The sequence below is a fragment of the Brucella pituitosa genome, from assembly GCF_965577835.1.
Classification (GTDB): Bacteria; Pseudomonadota; Alphaproteobacteria; order Rhizobiales; family Rhizobiaceae; genus Brucella; species Brucella pituitosa.
On sequence record NZ_OZ264094.1, the window covers coordinates 11787 to 30795 of the forward strand.

Consider the following 19009-nt stretch of genomic DNA (forward strand, 5'->3'; position numbering starts at 1 on the left):
TCAAATCTGACTGGAGGTTATCAAATCCGAACGAACGATCAGATCAGAACGAGCGCTGGAAGCGAACCATGCCCTGCCACGCCTTTTCGCCCTTAAGTTCCGAGCGGTCATCCGACCACTTGGTGTAAGAAATTTCAGGCGTTACAGTGAAGCCCGGCACCAGAGTGTAAGCTACGTTTGCAGTGGCTGCAAAACGGCCGGCATCTTCATAAGCTGCCTGAACGTTGATCGTTGCCTGCTTGGTTGCCTTGAACTTGGCACCACCCCAAACGGCCCAATCGCCACCCCACGTACCGTAGAAGCTGTCGATGCGACGAACACCACGCCAGCTACCATCAGCAAAGCGCTGTGTAACCGTGTAGTTGTCATCGTTCGACTTGTATGCGCCCTGCACCCAGACCGAGAACTGTTCGGTCACGTTCACATCAAGGCGAACTTTACCGGCCCACTCTTCGTTGAGTGCGTCATAAGCTGCAACACCAGCAATCGAACCCCATGACTGAGCAAACTTCAAGCCACCAACAACGTGCGGCGTGTAGTCATCGATTGTGACGTTGACGTCCGAGTCGCCATTGCCACCCTGTTCGAGAGCGATTACAGCCGAGAAACCGTTGCCGCCCTTGAAGCTATAGCTGATGGCGTTGGTGCGCGTGCCGCCGGCCAGAATGACGTCGTCGTTCATGACGTCGCCGAGGTAACCAGTAAAGGTTACGAACTTGGATTCATCGAGACCAAGGCGAAGACCGCCGAGTTCGATATATGCGAAGCGGAGCTGGCCGCTTGCGCCGTTTTCACCGTTGTTCCAATCATAGCGCACGTCGGCATAGGTCTTAAGTGTGCCCAGATCCGTCTCGGACGCAGTAGAAAAACGAAGTTCAAAGCGGGACTTCATGTCATAGGTGTCGCGTTCCAGCTGCGACAAACGCTTGGCGTAGACGTTATCGCCCCCTTTAACGTCATAACGAAGATAGCCGTGAATACGCAGGCAGGTTTCGGTGCCCGGGATGTAGAAATAGCCCGCGCCATAGGCATCGCAAACGCGAACGTACTCTACGGCTTCTGGCTCTGGTGCAATGATCGCATCAGCAGCCTGTGCAGCCGACGCAAACGAGAATACTGCAGCCGAAGCGCAGAGAAAATTCTTAACCCTCATAAAATAACTCCATAAGCGAGGTGTGACGCGAGGGCTTATAAAATATAAAATCACTAAATCAATAAATATAATGTGTATTTTTCATGAAATTATTTGTTGTTAATAAAATTAATACTTCACAAATATGTTTTAATTCAGTACCAGATAGTTATTATTGATTCGAATCAATTTAAGTAAGTATATTTTGATTCTTATACCCATTTGAACAGCTAGCTAGCATGGTTTGATGACAGAAATTTAACACCCTGACATATTTGACGGGATGTCGAACTCAGGGAACCTGCCTGCAAGAATTGTGGTTCAACTTCTGCCTCGTACAGTAGCCAGGCCACCGATACCTTAAAGGAATATGTATGAGGGAGCTTGAGCTCAAACGCTCTAAAGAGTATCAGCACTCGTTCTCTCGTTTCATTTTAATACTGATAAGGCGCATACGGCATGAACCCAGAATTTATCGTCACGCACTCTGGGGGCTTTCATGCCGACGAGTTGATGTCGAGTGTCATACTCACCAGGCTTTTCCCTGATGCCCAGCTTATTCGCAGCAGGGACCGCAATTGGATTACGCCAAACGTTGACCGCATTATTTACGATGTAGGCGGCCTCTATGATCCTGAAGCGCATATTTATGATCACCATCAGCGCGGCGCACCGCGCCGCGAAGACGGACAAGCCTACAGCTCATTTGGTCTGATCTGGAAGCACTATGGACGCGACTATCTCGTGCTATCCGGCGTTCCTGAGGCAAATGTAGAAGCCATTCACGCGTCCTTTGACGAGAATTTCGTACTTCCAATTGATCTGGTGGATAACGGCGAGCTCAGTCCTTCCATTGCCGGGCCACTTGCAGGGCTTACCCTGCCAACACTGTTGGAGACGCTTAAACCCGTCTTTGATGAAACAAACCCCGAGGCTGATGATCAGGCGTTTCAACGCGCTTTGATCATTGCCCGCAGTTTTGTCGAAGCAAAAATCGCAGGAAGTGCAGCGAAATTACGGGCTGAGACCATTGTGCAAAATGCAATTGAAGCTGCAGGCGAAAATCGGGTGCTGGAACTTCCGCTCGGAATGCCTTTCCGGTCTGCAATCGTCAAAGCTGGTGCCGATCATCTGCTGTTTGTCGTTCATCCTAGAAACAACGATTGGTGTCTGACTGGCATTCGTAAATCGGATGATGGGTTTGAACTGAGAGCTGACCTTCCTGCAGCTTGGGCTGGGTTAACCAATGGCGATCTGGAAGCAGCATGCGGCATTGAAGGTGCAAGCTTCTGCCACAATGGCCGATTTATCGCTGCAGCACGCAACAGAGACGCTGCAATTGCGATGGCGGATATCGCCGTTCAGGAAGCTTTGAGCGGTCAGTTATGACAATAGCTATTGATCGCAATTAGAGCGCATCCCGAAAAGTGTGAAACGGTTTTCGGACAAAGATGCGCGTTAAAACAAATATTTAGAGCGACGATCTGAACCAATCAGATCGATACGCGCGCTAAAAAGAGGCTCGAGAGAGCCTCTTTTCATATCCACATGGATAATAAGAAGGGTGGTTATTCCTTCACGGCTCCAGTCATGGACGAGACGTAATAGTCGACAAAGAATGAATAGAGAATGACAACCGGCAGCGACCCAAATAACGCACCGGCCATAAGCGCTCCCCATTCAAAGATATCGCCGCGCACAAGTTCAGTCAGCACTCCCACAGGAACGGTCTTGTTTTCTGAAGACTGAATAAATGTCAGTGCATAGATGAACTCGTTCCACGAAAGAGTGAAAGCGAATATACCTGCCGAAATCAGCCCTGGAACCGCAAGAGGCAGAATAATCTTCAACAAAATTTGCCAGCGACTTGCACCATCAACGAGTGCACTTTCTTCCAGCTCAAATGGAATCGAGCGGAAGTATCCCATCAGCAACCAGGTACAGAATGGGATAAGAAAGGTCGGATAAGTAAAAATCAGAGCCAGCCGGGAGTCATAAATCCCAAGTTTGAAGACGATAAATGCCAGCGGAATGAACAGGATCGATGGCGGAACGAGATAAGCCAGAAAAATCAGCAAGCCCACCGAGCGCGAGCCGGTAAAGCGGATACGTTCAATCGCATAGGCGCTTAGAACTGATGTCACCAGTGATATGAACGTTGCACATGTCGCAACGAGCATCGTATTCCATAACCAGCCCGGATATGACGTCTCAAACAACAGATACTTGATGTGATCGAATGTGGCATCGACCACCCAGAACGGGCTGTAATTGTCATAATCTGTGAGCTGTGAATTTGGCTTAACTGCAGTGATTGCCATCCAGTAGAATGGAAAGAGCAGCACGAAAATAAACAGCGCAATGGGTATATAGATTGTCACCACTCTTCTGGGCAGCCTGTTGAGATAAGACATGCCCTGGGTGTCATCAGTAACCGTATTGATCGCCTGATCCTTGGCTTTCATGATTTTCTCCATTCTCAATCACCTCCGCCCTGCTGCCATTTGCGGCGTTGCAAACCGAAGAAGGAGAACATAATTGCGGCGAGCAGGAACGGGATCATTGCGACCGCTATCGCAGCACCCTCGCCTAACTGGCCGCCCGGAATTGCACGTTGAAACGATAGGGTGGCCATGAGATGCGTCGCGTTCACAGGCCCACCTTTGGTCAAAACATAGATCAGCTGAAAATCTGTGAATGTGAACAGCACGGAAAACGTCATCACCACAGCGATGATCGGTGTCAGCATCGGTAATGTCACATGCCTAAAACGCTGCCAGCTGGATGCACCGTCAAGGGATGCTGCTTCCTGCAAGGATGCTGGAATGGTCTGCAGGCCCGCAAGGAGAGATATCGCCACGAAAGGAATGCCGCGCCAGACATTGGCCGCAATGACAGACAATCGTGCATTGGTTGGATCGCCCAGAAAATTGATGGGCTGGTCAATCAGACCGATCTGCATGAGCGACCAGGATATAATGGAAAACTGTGCGTCGTAGATCCACCAGAATGCGAGTGCTGAAAGTACGGTTGGCACCACCCACGGCAAAAGTACAATTGCGCGGAAGAAAGATTTGATCGGCAGATTTTCGTTCAGCAACAGCGCAAGCCAAAGGCCCAAACCAAATTTGAGAACAGATGCGACGAACGTATAGAGGACCGTGTTGAACACAGATAGCCAGAAAACACTGTCGTCCCAGAGAAACTCATAATTCTCAAGGCCAATAAAAATGCCGTCGCGTCCTATCTTGGTGTCGGTGAAGCCCAGCCAAACCCCCAGGCCAAGCGGATAGGTAAGGAAGCAAAGCAGAAAAACTGCTGCAGGCAGCATGAACAAAAATCCAAGCATATCGCGATTGTTGCTCAGGCGCGGTCGGGCGGGACTTTGCTGCGCCGCATCGCTCCCGGAGTCTTTTGTATTCGTCATCGTCATGGATTGCACCTCCAGAACACCAGAGCATTTCTGGTTGAAGTTCGATCACGAGAAATGTTCTATCTCACTGTTTTTGCGTACATCTTGTTCCGAAAACCGCTTCGCTCTTTTGCCGGAAATGCTCTATGCGAAGCGGAGGCGCAGGCTTTCACCTACGCCTCATAATTATGTCGATCACACGCGATAATATCTGTTCGCTCGCTTTTCAGCGCTTGCCATCGCTTCCTCTGGAGTTTCCGCTCCCGTTACCGCAGACGCAAACATATCGACCAGAACGTAGTCAGCCATCACCGCCGCTGACGCATATCCCAGTGGCCCCGCATACCCGTTCGGCCGCAGGGTTTCCGATGCTCGGGCATAAGGCGCATGGATGGGATTCTCCGTCCAGACCGGATTGTTTGCGAACGCCTTAAGTGGTTGGCAGCAATAGGCGCTCGACCCCTTGATCCATGCATTCATCTGGTCTGCTTCCATCATGAACTTAAGGTAAGCTTTTGCAGCTTCTGGATATTTCGTATGTTTGAATACAAGCAAGGAGCTGGTCTGATGCAATTCAACGCTCTTCCCGACAGGCCCAATTGGGAAGTTTGTACTGCGCATATCCTCAGCAATTTCAGCAAGCTTCGGGTCATTCTTCGCAGCGTAATAGATCGAAACACCGTTCGCAGTTAATGAAACCTGCCCCGCAAGAAACGCGCGATTATTATTGATGTCCAGCCAGCTTTCCGTTCCTGGAATAAATGTGGCGTAGAGCTCTTTTGCATAATTCAATGCAGCCAGTGTTTCAGGCGAATTGATAGTGACTTCGCCCTTTTCATTGACCATTTGTGCGCCGTGGCTCCACAACAACCAATGGGCGTAGTTGTTGCCATCACCAACTGCTTTACCATGTGGAAAGCCCGCTGGCGTGCCTTTGGCTTTCATCGCTTTGCAAAGCTCCAGGAAGCCTGCGGCATCCTTGGGGAACTCGCTAAAGCCTGCTGCTTTCATATGGCTGTCACGATAAACAATGGCATTGCCGATTGCAGTCAACGGCATGGCAATGAATTTATCATCGCGTACAGCATATCCCTTCAGCCCATCATAGAAGCCGCCGTACTTACCATCGAGATATGTACCCAGTTCCGTGAGGTCTACGAGCTTGTCGGGATATTGATGGGCATCATCGAACCAGCACATGACAATGTCCGGGCCAGATCCAACATTGGCTGCGACCGCTGCTTTGGGGCGAATATCTTCCCAGCTTTCCTTATCAATGCGGACTGCAACACCAGTGGCATCGCTGAATTTCTTTGTGTTAGCAAGCCAGCTCTCTTCGTCGCCCTTCACGAAAGGTGTCCAGCGCAAGAGCCGAAGACTTGCGCCTTCTTCGGGTTTATATTGAGGTTCGGCAGCAAAAGCCGGAGAATAGCCGAGGCCAGAAAGACCCGCAGCGCCAACAAGGCTTGCTGTTCCTGCAAGAAATGTTCTTCTTCTGATAGTCATTATGCTCCTCCTCCAAAGATGGGACTTCTCGTTGATCACATCCGCTGTCCCAAACCACGGATGCAGAAATCTGGTGACATGCGTCTTTCCCAGAAACAGCACACCGAAGGCTCCTCTCCTTTGGTGCGCGGAATAAACTCAGGCCGACAGCCGCATTCCATCCTGTTCATCGAACAAGTGAACATTTGCTGGATCAATTGAGATTGAAATCATCTCGCCAGGGCGAACGTCGACACGTTCGCGGAAAATACAGGTATTTTCTGTTCCGCCAAAATTCACGACGATGTGTGTTTCATAGCCAGTTGGTTCAATGACGACCACCGGCACCTGCATGCCCGCGCTATCAAGCCGGATATATTCAGGACGCAACCCATAAACGAGATCGCGACCGACAGCGGCTGGATAACCGCGAGAAAGTGGTAACCGCATACCGTCTTCAGCAACAAATGTTTTTGGATCTTCCGGGGCGAGCTTACCCTTGATCATATTCATTGCGGGTGAGCCGATAAATCCTGCGACAAACAGGTTGCTTGGATTATCATAAAGCTCCAGCGGTGAGCCAATCTGCTCAACGCGCCCGTCATGCATGACCACGATCTTGTCAGCCATTGTCATGGCTTCAATCTGATCGTGGGTTACATAGACAGTTGTCGTCTTCAGTCGATGATGCAATTCCTTAATTTCTGCACGCATAGCCACTCGAAGCTTGGCGTCGAGATTAGACAGTGGCTCATCGAACAGGAAAACCTGCGGATCACGAACGATCGCGCGCCCCATGGCAACCCGCTGGCGCTGCCCTCCTGAAAGCTGACGCGGATATCTGTCGAGCAGATTTGTCAGACCGAGAATACCAGCCGCATAGTTCACCCGCTCCTCAATTTCGGCCTGTGGCGCAGAATTGAGCATCAATGAGAACGCCATATTCTTTGCAACTGTCATATGGGGATAAAGGGCATAGTTCTGGAACACCATAGCAATATCGCGTTCCTTGGGCGGCAGGTTATTTACTGTTCTTCCGCCAATGCGAACCTCCCCACCGGAGATATTCTCCAGCCCGGCCAACATTCTCAAAAGGGTTGATTTTCCGCAGCCAGAAGGCCCAACAAGAATGACAAATTCGCCATCTTCAATATCAATATTCACGCCTTTGATAACAGGAAAGGTACCGAAAGATTTCACTACCTCAGCGAACTGTACAGCTGCCATGCGTATCCTCCCAGAGTGTGATCGATAATTTATGTTTTTTGAAAAAATGAAAATGCCAGCTCCTCACTTCCGACATTTGCACCTTCGCTATTTCTCTCCTTTGTAAAGCTTCAATCCATTGCAGCAGGCGACAGTATCAACCGCGCCCGACTAACGGCATTTTGGTTGCCATCACCGTCATGGTCAACACATTAGCGTCCAAAGGCAAGCTCGCCATATAAACAACTGCATTGGCAACATGCGTCGGGTCAATCGTTGGTTCTGCGGCAATCGTCCCATTTGCCTGAATGACACCAGTCGATATTTTCTGCGTCATGTCACTTGCAGCGTTCCCGATATCGATCTGCCCGCAAGCAATATCAAAGTTACGCCCGTCAAGTGCCGTCGACTTTGTCAGGCCAGTGATGGCGTGCTTGGTCGCAGTATAAGGCGCCGAGTTCGGACGCGGTGTCGTCGCTGAAATTGATCCATTATTGATGATGCGACCACCACGCGGCTGTTGCGCTTTCATAATGCGAAATGCCTGCTGTGTACACAAAAACGCACCAGTCAGATTAGCGCCTACAATTGCACTCCAGTCATCGAAACTGATTTCTTCCAAAGGAACACCCGGCACCAAAGTACCCGCATTGTTGATCAGAAGATCCAGTCGTCCAAATTTGCTTTCGATGCTGTCAAAAAGGGTGCGCACTGACACAGGATCACTTACATCCGCTTTGAAAGCGTGGAAATGTCCGCCCGTTTCAGCCGAGAGTTCCTTAACCGCTTTATCGAGAACCTCGCCACGTCTGCCCGAGATGATGACCTGATAGCCTGCAGTGCCAAGCGCTTTTGCAATCGCACGACCGACCCCCGTCCCCCCACCCGTCACAAGTGCAATGGGCTTATTTCCTGCAGCTGATCCAGCGCTCATTACTATCATTCCTCCTCGTTCTCGTGTCTGTACCGCTTAATAGCTTCATTCAAAAAGGTGCATCCATTTTAGTCCGTCAACGGTAGACGTTGCCGGACGATATTCAGCCCCAATAGGTTTTTGATAGCCAAGCTTATCGAGCCAACTCAAAATATGTCTGTAGTTTAATTCCCCATGATCGGGTTCTGCGCGATCGGGAACGGACGCTATCTGGACATGGCCGATATGCGGCATCAATGCTTCAAGCCGCTTGCTGATATCACCCTCCATGATCTGGATATGATAACAATCAAACATCAGCTTCAGATTGTCCTGACCGAGCTCTTCGATAATCGATAGACCTTGCGCAGAGGTTCTCAGAAAGTATCCCGGCGCATCGCGATTATTCAAAGGTTCGATCAGAATAGTCATGCAATAGATAGATGCGCGCTCGCAGGCATAGGTGAGGTTGCTCAAAAAAGTGCGATGGGCTTCCGTTCCTTCACTCCGTCCTGCCATGACGTGTATATTGGGCACGTTAAGTTCGCTGGCATAGGTGATCGCCTGATCAATAGCAGCGCGCGCTTCGCTCTCACGGCCCGGAATGGCTGTAAGGCCATTATCACCAACTTCTACATTGCCGCGGCTAGTATTGAGACCCAGCATTGGCAACCCGGTTTCGTGAAGAGCGGCAGCTATATCTTTGACATCATAGGAATAGGGCCAATGACATTCCACGGCATCAAAGCCAGCGTTGCTGGCTGCGCGTATTGCATCAGGAAGAGGCAGCTCTTGCCACAGGAAACCCAAATTGGCCGAGAATTTCGCCATATTACTCCCACTCCACATCAAATTTTTCTACGATCTGACTGATCTGCGCATCGGTTAAGAGCTTGGGTTTCAGCCCGTGGGTCAACAAAGCAAGTTTGGCCGTTTCTTCGAGTTCCTCGATCGCGTAAACCGCTGCTTCCAGATCTTTCGATGCAACGACAGGGCCGTGATTGGCCAACATAACCGCACTTCGCTTACCAGCCAGCCCGCGGATTGCGTCGCCGGTTGCCGGATCACCCGGCAAAAAGTATGGCAAGAGCTTGACCTTGCCGAGCTTCATGATCGAATAAGCCGTTAGAGGCGGCAGCATGTTCTCAGGATCGATATTTGGTAGCATTGAAAGGGCAACCGAATGGCATGAATGCAGATGCACAACTGCCCCGGCCTTGGCACCGCGCGTTTCATAAAATGCGGAATGAAGCGGCATTTCTTTTGTGGGACGATCACCGCCAACCAATATCCCTGCCTCGTTGAATAGCGATAGTCTTTGAGGATCAAGCCCACCAAACGAGCTGCCTGTTGGCGTTACCAACAAGCGCCCGTCGGAAAGGCGAGCCGAGATGTTTCCCGAAGATCCACCTGTAAGCCCCCGATCAAACATCGATTTTGCTAACCGGCAGATATCCTCTCGCAACCTCGCTTCTTCGCTCATGCAACCTCCAGCAGCTCAAGCGCATTGGAGAAGAAGGACGCGGTTCCAAAATTGCCGGACTTAAGTGCGAGTGCGACGGTTTCATCGCCAATTTTGGCATAGGTCCATGGAACACCGGGAGCGATTTCTTTACCGACCCTGAGCTTCGAGACTCCAAGTGCCTGAGCAACTGCGCCCGATGTTTCACCGCCAGCGACCACAAATCGACGTATTCCAAGTTTGAACGAAGCAAACGCCAATTCAGCGAGCGCCTGTTCAACAATTTGTCCGGCCCGCTCGACGCCAAGCTTCGATTGCGCTTCTTGCACAGAAGCAGGGTCAGCACTTGCATAAATCAGCTTCGGCTTTTCGACCGGTTGTTTTTGGAGCCAGTCGAGCGCATCCGCGATACCAAGTTCGGCCAGAACTGTTGGATTCAGCTGATAACTTGCAGCCCTATCACGATAGAGTTCGACCTGCTTGAGAGTCATGGCCGAACAACTGCCTGAAAGTACAATCTGTCCCTTCTGCACCTGAGGTTCAGGTACAGTTTCAGTGGTTTGGCCAATCATACCGGAGCCAGCGAGAAGTGCTGGCAGCGGCATAGCGAGAGCGCTACCTCCACTGATTAATGGGAAATCCAGTGAGGCTTCCGCGATAATTGAAAGATCATCATTCGCAACCGCATCAATAATAACGTGTGCGATGCCGTCAGCCTCCAGTTCCCTTAATCTGGATTTGAGAGCTTCCACTCCACGCGCGACAGTAAGCCGGTTGACGAGGCCCACTTTTCCACGCACCTGTGGCGTCAACAATCTGACCAGACTGGAGTCGCGCATGGGCGTTAAAGGATGGTCTTTCATCGCGCTTTCGTTGAGAAGCGCTTCTCCCACAAAAAGATGCCCCATGAAAACATTACGACCATTTTCCGGAAATGCAGGGCAATAGATCGTCTGAGACGTGCCTATATCGGCCATCAACGCTTCAGCAACCGGCCCTATATTGCCTTTTTCAGTGCTGTCGAAGGTCGAGCAATATTTCCAGTAAAAGCGTTTTGCACCGCGAGCGCTGAGCCATTCATAAGCAGATCGCGCCTGATCAACAGCCATATTTTGAGGAATTGTACGGCATTTAAGAGCGATAATTTCGAACGCTGCGGCGTTGCCTTCAGGTTCGGCTTCTGACGGCAATCCAAGTCGCAAAGAAACTGGATAGCCACTTCGAGCCAAAAGACCTGCGAGATCGGTTGCTCCGGTAAAGTCGTCAGCAATGGCGCCTAAAACAATACTCATCGTCTAATCCGTCATTCCGGGCAATATTACATCGCTTTTTAAGGCGAGAATCTTTGCTACAGCTGCGTCATCCTGAGGTCCGAATCCGGCACCGGCAGCCTGATTAAAGAGTTCCAGTGCTGTTTGACTTAAAGGTGTCGACCCTCCAGCCTCGGAAGCTTCTGAGGTAACGATGCCCAAATCCTTGACAAAGATATTCACTGCGGAACGTGGTGTGTAATCGCCTTCCACAATGTGCGGTCCGCGATTTTCGAACATCCATGAAGAACCCGCCGAAACACGAATGACGTCGAATACTGTCTGAAGGTCTAATCCAACTTTTGCTGCAAGAGTGAGAGCTTCTGCTGTTGCCGCGATATGTACACCGGCAAGCAGCTGATTGATCATCTTGACCTTCGAGCCCAGTCCGGGCACTTCACCGAGACGAAATACCTTGCCAGCAACAGCATTCAAACTGGACGCAGCAATGTCAAAGGCTGCGTTCGAGCCAGATCCCATCACCGTCATTTCGCCTGTGAGAGCCTTCTGATGCCCGCCCGAAACCGGCGCGTCTATAACCAGCATGCCAGCCGCTTCAAGGCGTTCCGCTATTTCGACGGTGACGCTCGGCGCCATAGTTACGCACAAAAGAAAGACTGTGCCTCGAACAGCGCTTGCCAATGCACCTTTGGCACCGAAGAGGACATCCTTTGCCTGATCAGAATTCACAACGAAAACGAATACTACATCGCTCGGACCCGCCTCGGCAGCGGTCGAGTATGCCTCACCGCCTTCCGCCGCGAAACGTTGCAAAACCTCGTGACGAACATCCACGCCTTTAACATGAAAGCCTGCGCGCAATAGTGACGTGGCTGCCCCCCAGCCCATGGAGCCAAGTCCGATTACAGTTACTGTCTTATCCGGCGTCACGTCATGTCATCCTTGGTTCAATTCATCTTCGATATGAATTTTGATGATTTCATCGAACGATGTATCCGCGACAAAGCCCAACTCGATCGCGCGACTTGCATCAAAATCTTGCGCCCAGCCATCAACGATCCCAGCAATAAGCGGATCGCGTTCTTTACGGATCAACGCCACGGCTTTGTCGCCGGCAACTCTTCGCAATGCTTCAATCTGTTCACCAACCGTAGCTGAGAGGCCTGGCATGTTCAAAACACAGCGATGGCCGAGGCGCGCAAGATCAATCGTTGCAGCATGCAGGAGAAAACCCACTGCACGGCGAGGACTGACATGCCAATGTCTGACAGATTCATCCACCGGCAGAATGGCTTCCTTGCCGATGAGGGGTTCACGCAAGATATTGGAGAAAAAGCCGGACGCGGCTTTATTTGGCTTTCCCGGGCGAATACACACCGTCGGCAGCCGGATTCCGATGCCGTCCAGAAAGCCCTTGCGCGAATAATCCGCGAGCAGGAGCTCGCCTATTGCTTTCTGCGTTCCATAGCTTGTACGCGGTGTCAAAAAGAATTCATCATCGATTTTCTCTGGAAAGGGTGCCCCAAAGACGGCAATCGACGATGTGAAAACCACACGTGGTTTGTACGGAGAGATGCCCCCTTGCTTGCGAATAGCTTCAAACAGATATCTCGTGCCATCAAGATTGATTGCATAGCCTTTGTCGAAATCAAGCTCGGCTTCACCTGATACAATCGCTGCCAGTTGAAATATAACGTCTGGTCGACCTGCAACAAGAGTGGTTGCAACTGCGGGATCAGAAATGTCTGCGGCATAAGTCTCAACTTTGCCTGAATATCCGTCTGGGGCAGAAGGTGAGATTACGTCCACCAATGTCAAAGCATTGACTTCCGCTCCGGCAATACCTCCATCACGGCTGATGGCTTCCGCAAGTTTGCGTCCGACCATTCCTGCCGCGCCAATAATCAAGACATGCATACAGTTTTGCCCTTCGTCATTTGGTTACATGCAGTTCATTTGCAGCCTTTGCGACAGCACATACGTGCTCATGGCTACCGAGTTTCGGCAGCCAGAGACTTTTTCGTAGAGACATAAATTCGTTCTTCATGCGCGGCAAAAGCTGCCATCGCTGCAACCCGATCACGCTTTTCCAACGCGCTCAGGATAACCTGATGATCAGCAAAGCTCCCATCGACAGCACCCGGCTGCGCCATGGCGCGACGACGATGCTCCATCATGTAAGTGTAAAGATCTGTCACGATATCTGCGAGAAGCGGATTCCCGCATTCGCGATAGATCGCCACATGAAACTCCCTATCACAGATCAGAAAGCGGACGGGGTCATCCATGCAACTCGCCTGAGCATCAAGAGACCGATGCAACAATTCCAACGCATCATCCGAGATGCGCTCGGCTGCATCGCCGACAATCTGCTGCTCGACAAGCAAGCGCGCTGCATGAACCGCATGCACATCGTAAAGATCAACATTGAGGCGAGATGTTATACCGATTGAAAGCCCGGTCAGATCGATGCTTGCCACACGCGTTCTTGCACCTTGAGCGACCTCCAGAATACCACGCGCTGCCAGAATCTGGATCGCACCACGAACAGTTTGACGACTGACGGAAAGTGCCGTCGCCAGCTCTCTTTCCCCCGGGAGCTCATCACCGATACTCAGCAATCCAGAAGCAATAAGGGCGCTGATCTTGTCTGCGATCACATCGCGAATGGTGCGCCGCTCAAGGTTGCGCCCGAGCCCTGCACTCTTATCGAGTAAAAGATCGTGAACAACGTTCAAACGAGACTCCACTGATCTACTGGTTCATCCACTAGTCCAGTTACACTCTGCGACGTGAAGCTTTCTGTCAAGAGATTGACGCGTCCAGCAGATCGAGTTTCAACAATTTCTCGATACCGAAACGCTTGCAAAGACAACGAATACAGCGCCGATCAGCCCTCCTCCGCGCGGCAGCACGCGTGAAAGAACAGTAGCAGCAGTTGCATTTCTGTGTATTATCAATAATTATAAATTATATCTATAATTTGATTCTTAAGGACCCTATTCGTGCAAGTTCAGACATCAAAATCGCCACAGATCGAACGCAACGTATCAGAATTACCTCCTTACACCATCAATCAAGCTCTTATTATCTATAATTTACCGTTTAACGATCTGTTGTTCCGCGCTCAGAGCGTTCACCGCATGTATTTCGACCCCAATGCCGTGCAGATGAGCCGCCTTTTATCGATAAAAACCGGTGGGTGTGCGGAAGATTGCGGCTATTGCAGCCAATCCTCTCGCTATCCGACCGGCCTAAAAGCCTCAAAACTGATGGAAGTTGAAAAGGTACTCGGAGAAGCCCGCAAGGCCAAGGATGCAGGCGCAACGCGCTATTGTATGGGCGCAGCATGGCGTAGTCCGAAGGACCGCGACATGGACACACTTGTTGCCATGGTTGAAGGCGTGAAAGCGCTCGGCATGGAAACCTGCATGACACTGGGCATGCTGACAGATCAGCAAGCACATGACTTTGCCAAAGCCGGGCTCGATTACTACAATCACAACATCGATACGTCCGAACGTTTCTATTCTGAGATCATCACCACGCGTACGTTTGAAGACCGGCTGAACACGCTGGAAACTGTGCGTGTAGCAGGCATCAAGGTTTGCGCCGGTGGAATTTTGGGCATGGGTGAAACAATCGACGATCGCATCTCGATGTTGCTGACGCTCGCTAATCTGCCCGTACCGCCGGAAAGTGTACCAATCAATCAGCTGATCCCCATTCCCGGCTCAAAATTGGCAAATGCCAAGCCTATCGATCCGATTGACTTCATCCGCACAATTGCATTGGCGCGTATCTTGATGCCGACCTCGCATGTGCGCCTGTCTGCCGGACGCACCGAAATGAACGACGAAATGCAGGCGCTGTGTTTTTTTGCTGGCGCGAATTCTATCTTCATCGGCGACACGCTGCTGACTGCCGATAATCCCGGCGAAGACCATGATACTGCTCTTTTTAATCGTCTTGGTATTTCTCCCATGCCATTGGAACCGGCAGCCGGTTGATGACTATGCTTACCAACTATTCAACCGCACTTGAAGGCCTGCAACGCAAAGCACGACTACGCAGACTGGCGCCGGCGTGTGGCATAGACTTCACGTCGAATGACTTCCTCGCGCTTGCCAATGCGCCACACATGAAAGCAGCAATCCGTGCAGCGATGGACAGAGGCGTTCCGGCTGGAGCCGGAGGTTCGCGTCTGCTGCGCGGCAACCATCAGGAGCACGAAGCTCTCGAACTGGAAGCAGCCGCTTTTTTCGGTACAGAAAGCGCTCTTTATTTCGGCAGCGGTTACATAGCCAACTTCGCACTTTTCGCGACCTTACCAAGACGTGGCGATCTCATTCTGCATGACGCGCTTATTCATGCCAGCGCCCATGAAGGCATTGCGGCCAGCAAAGCCGCATCCATTAGCATCCCCCACAATGATGCAAGCGCCTTTGGTGAAACAATCCGAAACTGGCGCAACAAAGGCGGCAAAGGGCGCCCATGGATTGCCGTGGAAAGCCTCTACTCAATGGATGGAGACCAGGCACCGCTTACCGAACTCGCTGCAGTTGCCGATCATCATGACGGGTTTCTGGTGATCGATGAAGCGCATGCCACCGGCGTCTTCGGCACTGGTGGTCGCGGACTGGCGGCAGGCTTGGAAGGCCGAGAAAACGTGCTGGTCTTGCATACCTGCGGCAAGGCGCTTGGCGTGTCGGGTGCATTGCTTGTTATGTCAAAAGTATTGGCAGATTATCTCGTTAATCGTGCACGGGCTTTCATCTATTCCACTGCACCGTCGCCGCTTATGGCAGCAGGTGTTCGCGAAGCACTACGTATCATCAATGATGAACCTGAACGGCGGGAAGCGCTCAGTGCTCGGGTTGCCTTTGCGGGCGAGGTATTGAAACAGCGCTTCGGTATTACCCCAAGCGGATCGCATATCCAGCCGATCATCATCGGCAACAATGCGCAAGCCTTGCAAATTGCCGAGGCTCTTCAGGAGCAAGGCTTTGACGTCCGCGCCATCCGCCCGCCAACTGTGCCTGAAGGCACAGCGCGTCTGCGTCTCTCCATCACACTCAATGTCGATCAACAGCAGATTTCTCACATGCTGGATTGCCTCGCCGCAACCATGAAAGAATACATGGCATGACCCTCCGTTACGTTATATCCGGCACTGATACCGGCATCGGCAAAACGGTGTTTTCTGCGGCTATCACAGGCACATTCAACGCCCATTACTGGAAACCTGTACAATCAGGACTGGATGAAGAAACGGACAGCGAAACCGTTGCTCGTCTAAGCGGCGTGCCAGCCGCGCACATATTGCCGGAAGCCTATCGCCTGAAAGCACCCGCCTCACCTCACCTGTCGGCTCGGCTTGAGGGTGTGGAAATTGATCCGACCCGACTTGAGCCACCCGCATGCAACAGCCCACTGGTCATAGAAGGCGCGGGCGGCCTGCTGGTACCGCTGACCGACACAACCGTTTTCGCAGATGTCTTCGCGCGCTGGCACATTCCTGTCATTCTCTGCGCCCGTACATCGCTTGGCACGATCAATCATACGTTGATGTCCATCGAAGCGCTGCGCAGCCGCAATACTCCTATTCATAGCGTGGCCTTCATCGGCGCTGAAAATATCGACACGCAGACAATCATCGCCAAGATTGGACAAGTGAGAATACTCGGGCGCCTGCCCATTTTGGACGAGCTGACAAAAGAAAATCTCAGCCAGGCCTTCCATGAGAATTTCGATATGGTATCCCTGATGGAGACACCCGCATGACCCGCTCTCCTGTCTGGCATCCGTTTACGCAACATGCCCTTATACCGCCGATGAAGCGCATCGTCGCAACCGATGGCGCTTACCTGTTCGATGAAGACGGCACTCGTATCTTCGACGCCATCTCGTCATGGTGGGTGACAACGCACGGCCATCGTCATCCCATCATCATGGATGCAATCCGCGCGGCGACTGAGAGTTTAGATCAGATTATTTTTGCCGAGTTCACCCACGAACCTGCAGAAATCCTCGCCAGAGGCCTGCTCGAATTTGCCCCACACGGCCTGAGCCATGTCTTCTTTTCTGACAGCGGATCAACGGCTGTCGAGGTTGCGATCAAGATGGCGTTGGGGAGCTTCTACAATCGCGGCATCGTGCGTAACCGCATTGTGGTGATGGAGCACGGCTATCATGGTGACACCATCGGCACCATGTCTGCGGGAGAGCGCGGCGTGTTCAACGTTCCGTTTGAACCACTTCTGTTTGGCGTGGATCGCCTTCCCTTCCCCGATGCGGAGAAAGAACAGGAGACCCTTGATGCGTTTGAAAGTTTTTGCCGTTCGGGAAAAGTCGCTGCCATTCTCATTGAGCCACTGGTGCTTGGCGCAGGCGGCATGAAACTTTATGACAAAGCGGTACTTTGTGCACTTAAGGAAATAGCCAGTCGTTACGGTTGTCTGTTTATCGCTGACGAGGTGATGACCGGATGGGGGCGTACCGGTACGCACTTCGCTTGTGATCAGGCGGGCATTACACCCGATATTCTCTGCACTTCAAAAGGCCTGACCGGAGGATCCTTGCCACTGGCGGCAACGCTGTGCACTGCGGAGATTTTCGATGCGCATCTATCGCAAGACCGCAGCAAAACCTTCTTCCATTCCAGTTCCTATACTGCCAATGCAATTGCCTGCGCCGCCGCTGTCGCCAATCTGGAAGTCTGGCGCAGTGAGCCGGTTGAGGCGCGCATTGCTCAGCTTGCCGCACAACATACACGTCAGTTGCAGCGTTTCGAGAATGACGCACGATTTACCAGTATCCGGCAATGCGGCACTATTGCAGCACTCGATCTTGCGTCGCCTTCCGGCGGTTATATGGCCGAAGTAGGACCACGCTTGCGTCGGCTATTCCGCGAACGAGCCATACTTTTGCGCCCGCTGGGAAACGTCATCTATCTGATGCCACCCTATTGCACCAGTGCTGACGAACTTGCTGCCACCTATGATGCGATTGATGAAGTCACATCAATGGTTTCAGCTGAGGTTGTTTGATGCCCAAGATTTCTTCCCGTCTTGCCGGCTTTGGTCATGCCGTACCGTCGCGTATCGTTCACAATGCGGAAATTGAAAACCAGCTTGGTCTTGAAAAAGGCTGGATAGAAAGGCGTACCGGGATTCAAAGACGCCATTGGGCAACGGAAGACGACACATTAAGCGGCCTTGCAGCCGCAGCCGGAAAAATGGCCCTCGACAAAGCGGGAATTGCGCCGGATGAAATCGCTATGACCTTGCTTGCAACCTCAACGCCGGATCATCTTTTGCCCCCGTCAGCACCGCTGCTTGCACATAAGCTTGGGCTGAATCATTCCGGTGCAATTGATCTTGCCGGTGCCTGCTCCGGCTTTCTCTATGCATTGACACTTGCTGATGGCTTTGTACGAACGCAAGGCAAAGCGGTGCTTATCGTGGCCGCGAATATTCTCAGTCGCAGGATTAATCCGTTGGAACGAGCGACTGCAGTTTTATTCGCAGACGCTGCAGGCGCAGTTGTGTTGGCCCCATGCAAAGACGGACAAAGTGGCCTTAAAGCGGCAGCAATGGCATCAGACGGCAGTGGTTATGGCCTCGTCACCATTGCAGCAGGCGGCAGCAACAAACCCTTTTCGCCGGAGACCCCTATAGATCATTCTCTGATGACAATGCGTGACGGGCGCGAGGTTTTCACACGTGCCGTCGATCTGATGACAGACACCTCACGTCAGGTGCTGGACGAAGCAGGTATAACAGCTTCTGCAATTGACCATTTCATCCCCCATCAGGCCAATATCCGTCTTTGCGATGCAGTGCGTCACAATCTGGGACTTGAGGAGAATAAAATGGTCCGCACAATCGCCACCTATGGCAACTCATCAGCAGCAACCATCCCGCTGTCATTGTCTGTGCAGCATCAAAACCAACCATTCAAGGCTCGTGAGCAACTGCTTATGACAGCGGCGGGTGCGGGCATGAGCGGCGGCGCGGTTCTCTTTGTGCTCTGACAAAACAGGTTCCGTCTTAAGGAGGTAGAAATCACGGCAAGTTTAGTTGCCGGTCACTCGATTTCTGGTATTCTGAGCATCTTGGACAGATAA

General features: G+C 51.7%; 18 protein-coding genes. 6 read left to right on the forward strand and 12 right to left on the reverse strand.

Going from position 1 to position 19009, the window contains the following annotated elements; all coding sequences use genetic code 11:
• Positions 1-43 precede the first annotated feature (43 nt).
• Complete coding sequence (locus tag ACSME1_RS19320; protein WP_435655625.1) at positions 44-1153, reverse strand: porin; 1110 nt, start codon at positions 1151-1153, stop codon at positions 44-46.
• Between the two features lie 438 nt (positions 1154-1591).
• On the opposite strand from ACSME1_RS19320, the gene ACSME1_RS19325 reads away from it, so the two are divergent.
• Positions 1592-2521, forward strand: a complete 930-nt coding sequence (locus tag ACSME1_RS19325; protein ID WP_435655626.1) for an MYG1 family protein — start codon at positions 1592-1594, stop codon at positions 2519-2521.
• 179 nt (positions 2522-2700) lie between these two features.
• Here ACSME1_RS19325 and ACSME1_RS19330 read toward each other — a convergent pair whose 3' ends face one another.
• The 11 genes from ACSME1_RS19330 to ACSME1_RS19380 all read right to left on the reverse strand — a co-directional run bounded on the left by ACSME1_RS19330 (position 2701) and on the right by ACSME1_RS19380 (position 13619).
• Entirely contained in the window at positions 2701-3597 is an 897-nt protein-coding gene (locus ACSME1_RS19330) for a carbohydrate ABC transporter permease (protein ID WP_105707247.1), read from the reverse strand.
• Positions 3598-3611: 14 nt separating this feature from the next.
• Complete coding sequence (locus tag ACSME1_RS19335; protein ID WP_170289493.1) at positions 3612-4565, reverse strand: carbohydrate ABC transporter permease; 954 nt, start codon at positions 4563-4565, stop codon at positions 3612-3614.
• A 174-nt stretch (positions 4566-4739) separates the two neighbouring features.
• Complete coding sequence (locus ACSME1_RS19340) at positions 4740-6050, reverse strand: ABC transporter substrate-binding protein (protein ID WP_024896739.1); 1311 nt, start codon at positions 6048-6050, stop codon at positions 4740-4742.
• A 138-nt stretch (positions 6051-6188) separates the two neighbouring features.
• Positions 6189-7256, reverse strand: coding sequence for an ABC transporter ATP-binding protein (locus tag ACSME1_RS19345; protein WP_024896738.1), 1068 nt, complete (start codon positions 7254-7256; stop codon positions 6189-6191).
• 136 nt (positions 7257-7392) lie between these two features.
• The gene (locus tag ACSME1_RS19350) at positions 7393-8169 is read right to left on the reverse strand and encodes an SDR family oxidoreductase (protein WP_435655627.1); all 777 of its coding nucleotides are present in this window, start codon (positions 8167-8169) and stop codon (positions 7393-7395) included.
• Positions 8170-8214: 45 nt separating this feature from the next.
• Positions 8215-8979 (reverse strand): hydroxypyruvate isomerase family protein, encoded by a 765-nt coding sequence (locus ACSME1_RS19355; RefSeq protein WP_435655628.1) that lies wholly within the window; start codon positions 8977-8979, stop codon positions 8215-8217.
• 1 nt (position 8980) lies between these two features.
• A complete protein-coding gene (gene otnC / locus ACSME1_RS19360; protein WP_435655629.1) occupies positions 8981-9631 on the reverse strand; it encodes a 3-oxo-tetronate 4-phosphate decarboxylase in 651 nt (216 codons plus the stop codon).
• Positions 9628-10902, reverse strand: coding sequence for a 3-oxo-tetronate kinase (gene otnK, locus ACSME1_RS19365; RefSeq protein WP_435655630.1), 1275 nt, complete (start codon positions 10900-10902; stop codon positions 9628-9630). Before otnK ends, otnC begins: the two co-directional genes overlap by 4 nt.
• Before the next feature lie 3 nt (positions 10903-10905).
• Complete coding sequence (gene ltnD, locus ACSME1_RS19370) at positions 10906-11811, reverse strand: L-threonate dehydrogenase (RefSeq protein ID WP_435655631.1); 906 nt, start codon at positions 11809-11811, stop codon at positions 10906-10908.
• 6 nt (positions 11812-11817) lie between these two features.
• Positions 11818-12798, reverse strand: a complete 981-nt coding sequence (gene denD, locus ACSME1_RS19375; protein ID WP_435655632.1) for a D-erythronate dehydrogenase — start codon at positions 12796-12798, stop codon at positions 11818-11820.
• A 74-nt stretch (positions 12799-12872) separates the two neighbouring features.
• Entirely contained in the window at positions 12873-13619 is a 747-nt protein-coding gene (locus ACSME1_RS19380) for a FadR/GntR family transcriptional regulator (protein ID WP_105535143.1), read from the reverse strand.
• 297 nt (positions 13620-13916) lie between these two features.
• Here ACSME1_RS19380 and bioB point away from each other — a divergent pair, with 297 nt between their 5' ends.
• Genes bioB through ACSME1_RS19405 form a run of 5 tightly spaced genes read left to right on the forward strand, consistent with a single transcriptional unit; the run spans position 13917 to position 18916 of the window.
• A complete protein-coding gene (bioB, locus tag ACSME1_RS19385; RefSeq protein ID WP_435655783.1) occupies positions 13917-14891 on the forward strand; it encodes a biotin synthase BioB in 975 nt (324 codons plus the stop codon).
• The gene (locus ACSME1_RS19390) at positions 14891-16030 is read left to right on the forward strand and encodes an 8-amino-7-oxononanoate synthase (protein WP_435655633.1); all 1140 of its coding nucleotides are present in this window, start codon (positions 14891-14893) and stop codon (positions 16028-16030) included. Before bioB ends, ACSME1_RS19390 begins: the two co-directional genes overlap by 1 nt.
• Positions 16027-16665 carry a dethiobiotin synthase gene (bioD, locus tag ACSME1_RS19395; protein WP_435655634.1) on the forward strand — a complete coding sequence of 213 codons (639 nt, stop codon included), beginning with the start codon at positions 16027-16029 and terminating at the stop codon, positions 16663-16665. The genes ACSME1_RS19390 and bioD overlap by 4 nt, the downstream gene beginning before the upstream one ends.
• Positions 16662-17930 carry an adenosylmethionine--8-amino-7-oxononanoate transaminase gene (locus ACSME1_RS19400; protein WP_435655635.1) on the forward strand — a complete coding sequence of 423 codons (1269 nt, stop codon included), beginning with the start codon at positions 16662-16664 and terminating at the stop codon, positions 17928-17930. The genes bioD and ACSME1_RS19400 overlap by 4 nt, the downstream gene beginning before the upstream one ends.
• Positions 17930-18916: a beta-ketoacyl-ACP synthase III gene (locus tag ACSME1_RS19405; RefSeq protein WP_024896726.1), complete on the forward strand. Its 987-nt coding sequence runs from the start codon at positions 17930-17932 to the stop codon at positions 18914-18916. Before ACSME1_RS19400 ends, ACSME1_RS19405 begins: the two co-directional genes overlap by 1 nt.
• The last annotated feature ends 93 nt before the right edge of the window (positions 18917-19009 follow it).

Coding starts and splice junctions, on each gene's coding strand:
- ACSME1_RS19400 (WP_435655635.1), top strand. CDS start 16,662: ATGACCCGCTCTCCTGTCTGGCATCCGTTTACGCAACATGCCCTTATA.
- ACSME1_RS19320 (WP_435655625.1), bottom strand. CDS start 1,153: ATGAGGGTTAAGAATTTTCTCTGCGCTTCGGCTGCAGTATTCTCGTTT.
- ACSME1_RS19345 (WP_024896738.1), bottom strand. CDS start 7,256: ATGGCAGCTGTACAGTTCGCTGAGGTAGTGAAATCTTTCGGTACCTTT.
- otnC (WP_435655629.1), bottom strand. CDS start 9,631: ATGAGCGAAGAAGCGAGGTTGCGAGAGGATATCTGCCGGTTAGCAAAA.
- denD (WP_435655632.1), bottom strand. CDS start 12,798: ATGCATGTCTTGATTATTGGCGCGGCAGGAATGGTCGGACGCAAACTT.
- ACSME1_RS19355 (WP_435655628.1), bottom strand. CDS start 8,979: ATGGCGAAATTCTCGGCCAATTTGGGTTTCCTGTGGCAAGAGCTGCCT.
- bioD (WP_435655634.1), top strand. CDS start 16,027: ATGACCCTCCGTTACGTTATATCCGGCACTGATACCGGCATCGGCAAA.
- ACSME1_RS19325 (WP_435655626.1), top strand. CDS start 1,592: ATGAACCCAGAATTTATCGTCACGCACTCTGGGGGCTTTCATGCCGAC.
- ACSME1_RS19390 (WP_435655633.1), top strand. CDS start 14,891: ATGACTATGCTTACCAACTATTCAACCGCACTTGAAGGCCTGCAACGC.
- ACSME1_RS19340 (WP_024896739.1), bottom strand. CDS start 6,050: ATGACTATCAGAAGAAGAACATTTCTTGCAGGAACAGCAAGCCTTGTT.
- ACSME1_RS19350 (WP_435655627.1), bottom strand. CDS start 8,169: ATGAGCGCTGGATCAGCTGCAGGAAATAAGCCCATTGCACTTGTGACG.
- ACSME1_RS19330 (WP_105707247.1), bottom strand. CDS start 3,597: ATGAAAGCCAAGGATCAGGCGATCAATACGGTTACTGATGACACCCAG.
- otnK (WP_435655630.1), bottom strand. CDS start 10,902: ATGAGTATTGTTTTAGGCGCCATTGCTGACGACTTTACCGGAGCAACC.
- ACSME1_RS19335 (WP_170289493.1), bottom strand. CDS start 4,565: ATGACGATGACGAATACAAAAGACTCCGGGAGCGATGCGGCGCAGCAA.
- ACSME1_RS19405 (WP_024896726.1), top strand. CDS start 17,930: ATGCCCAAGATTTCTTCCCGTCTTGCCGGCTTTGGTCATGCCGTACCG.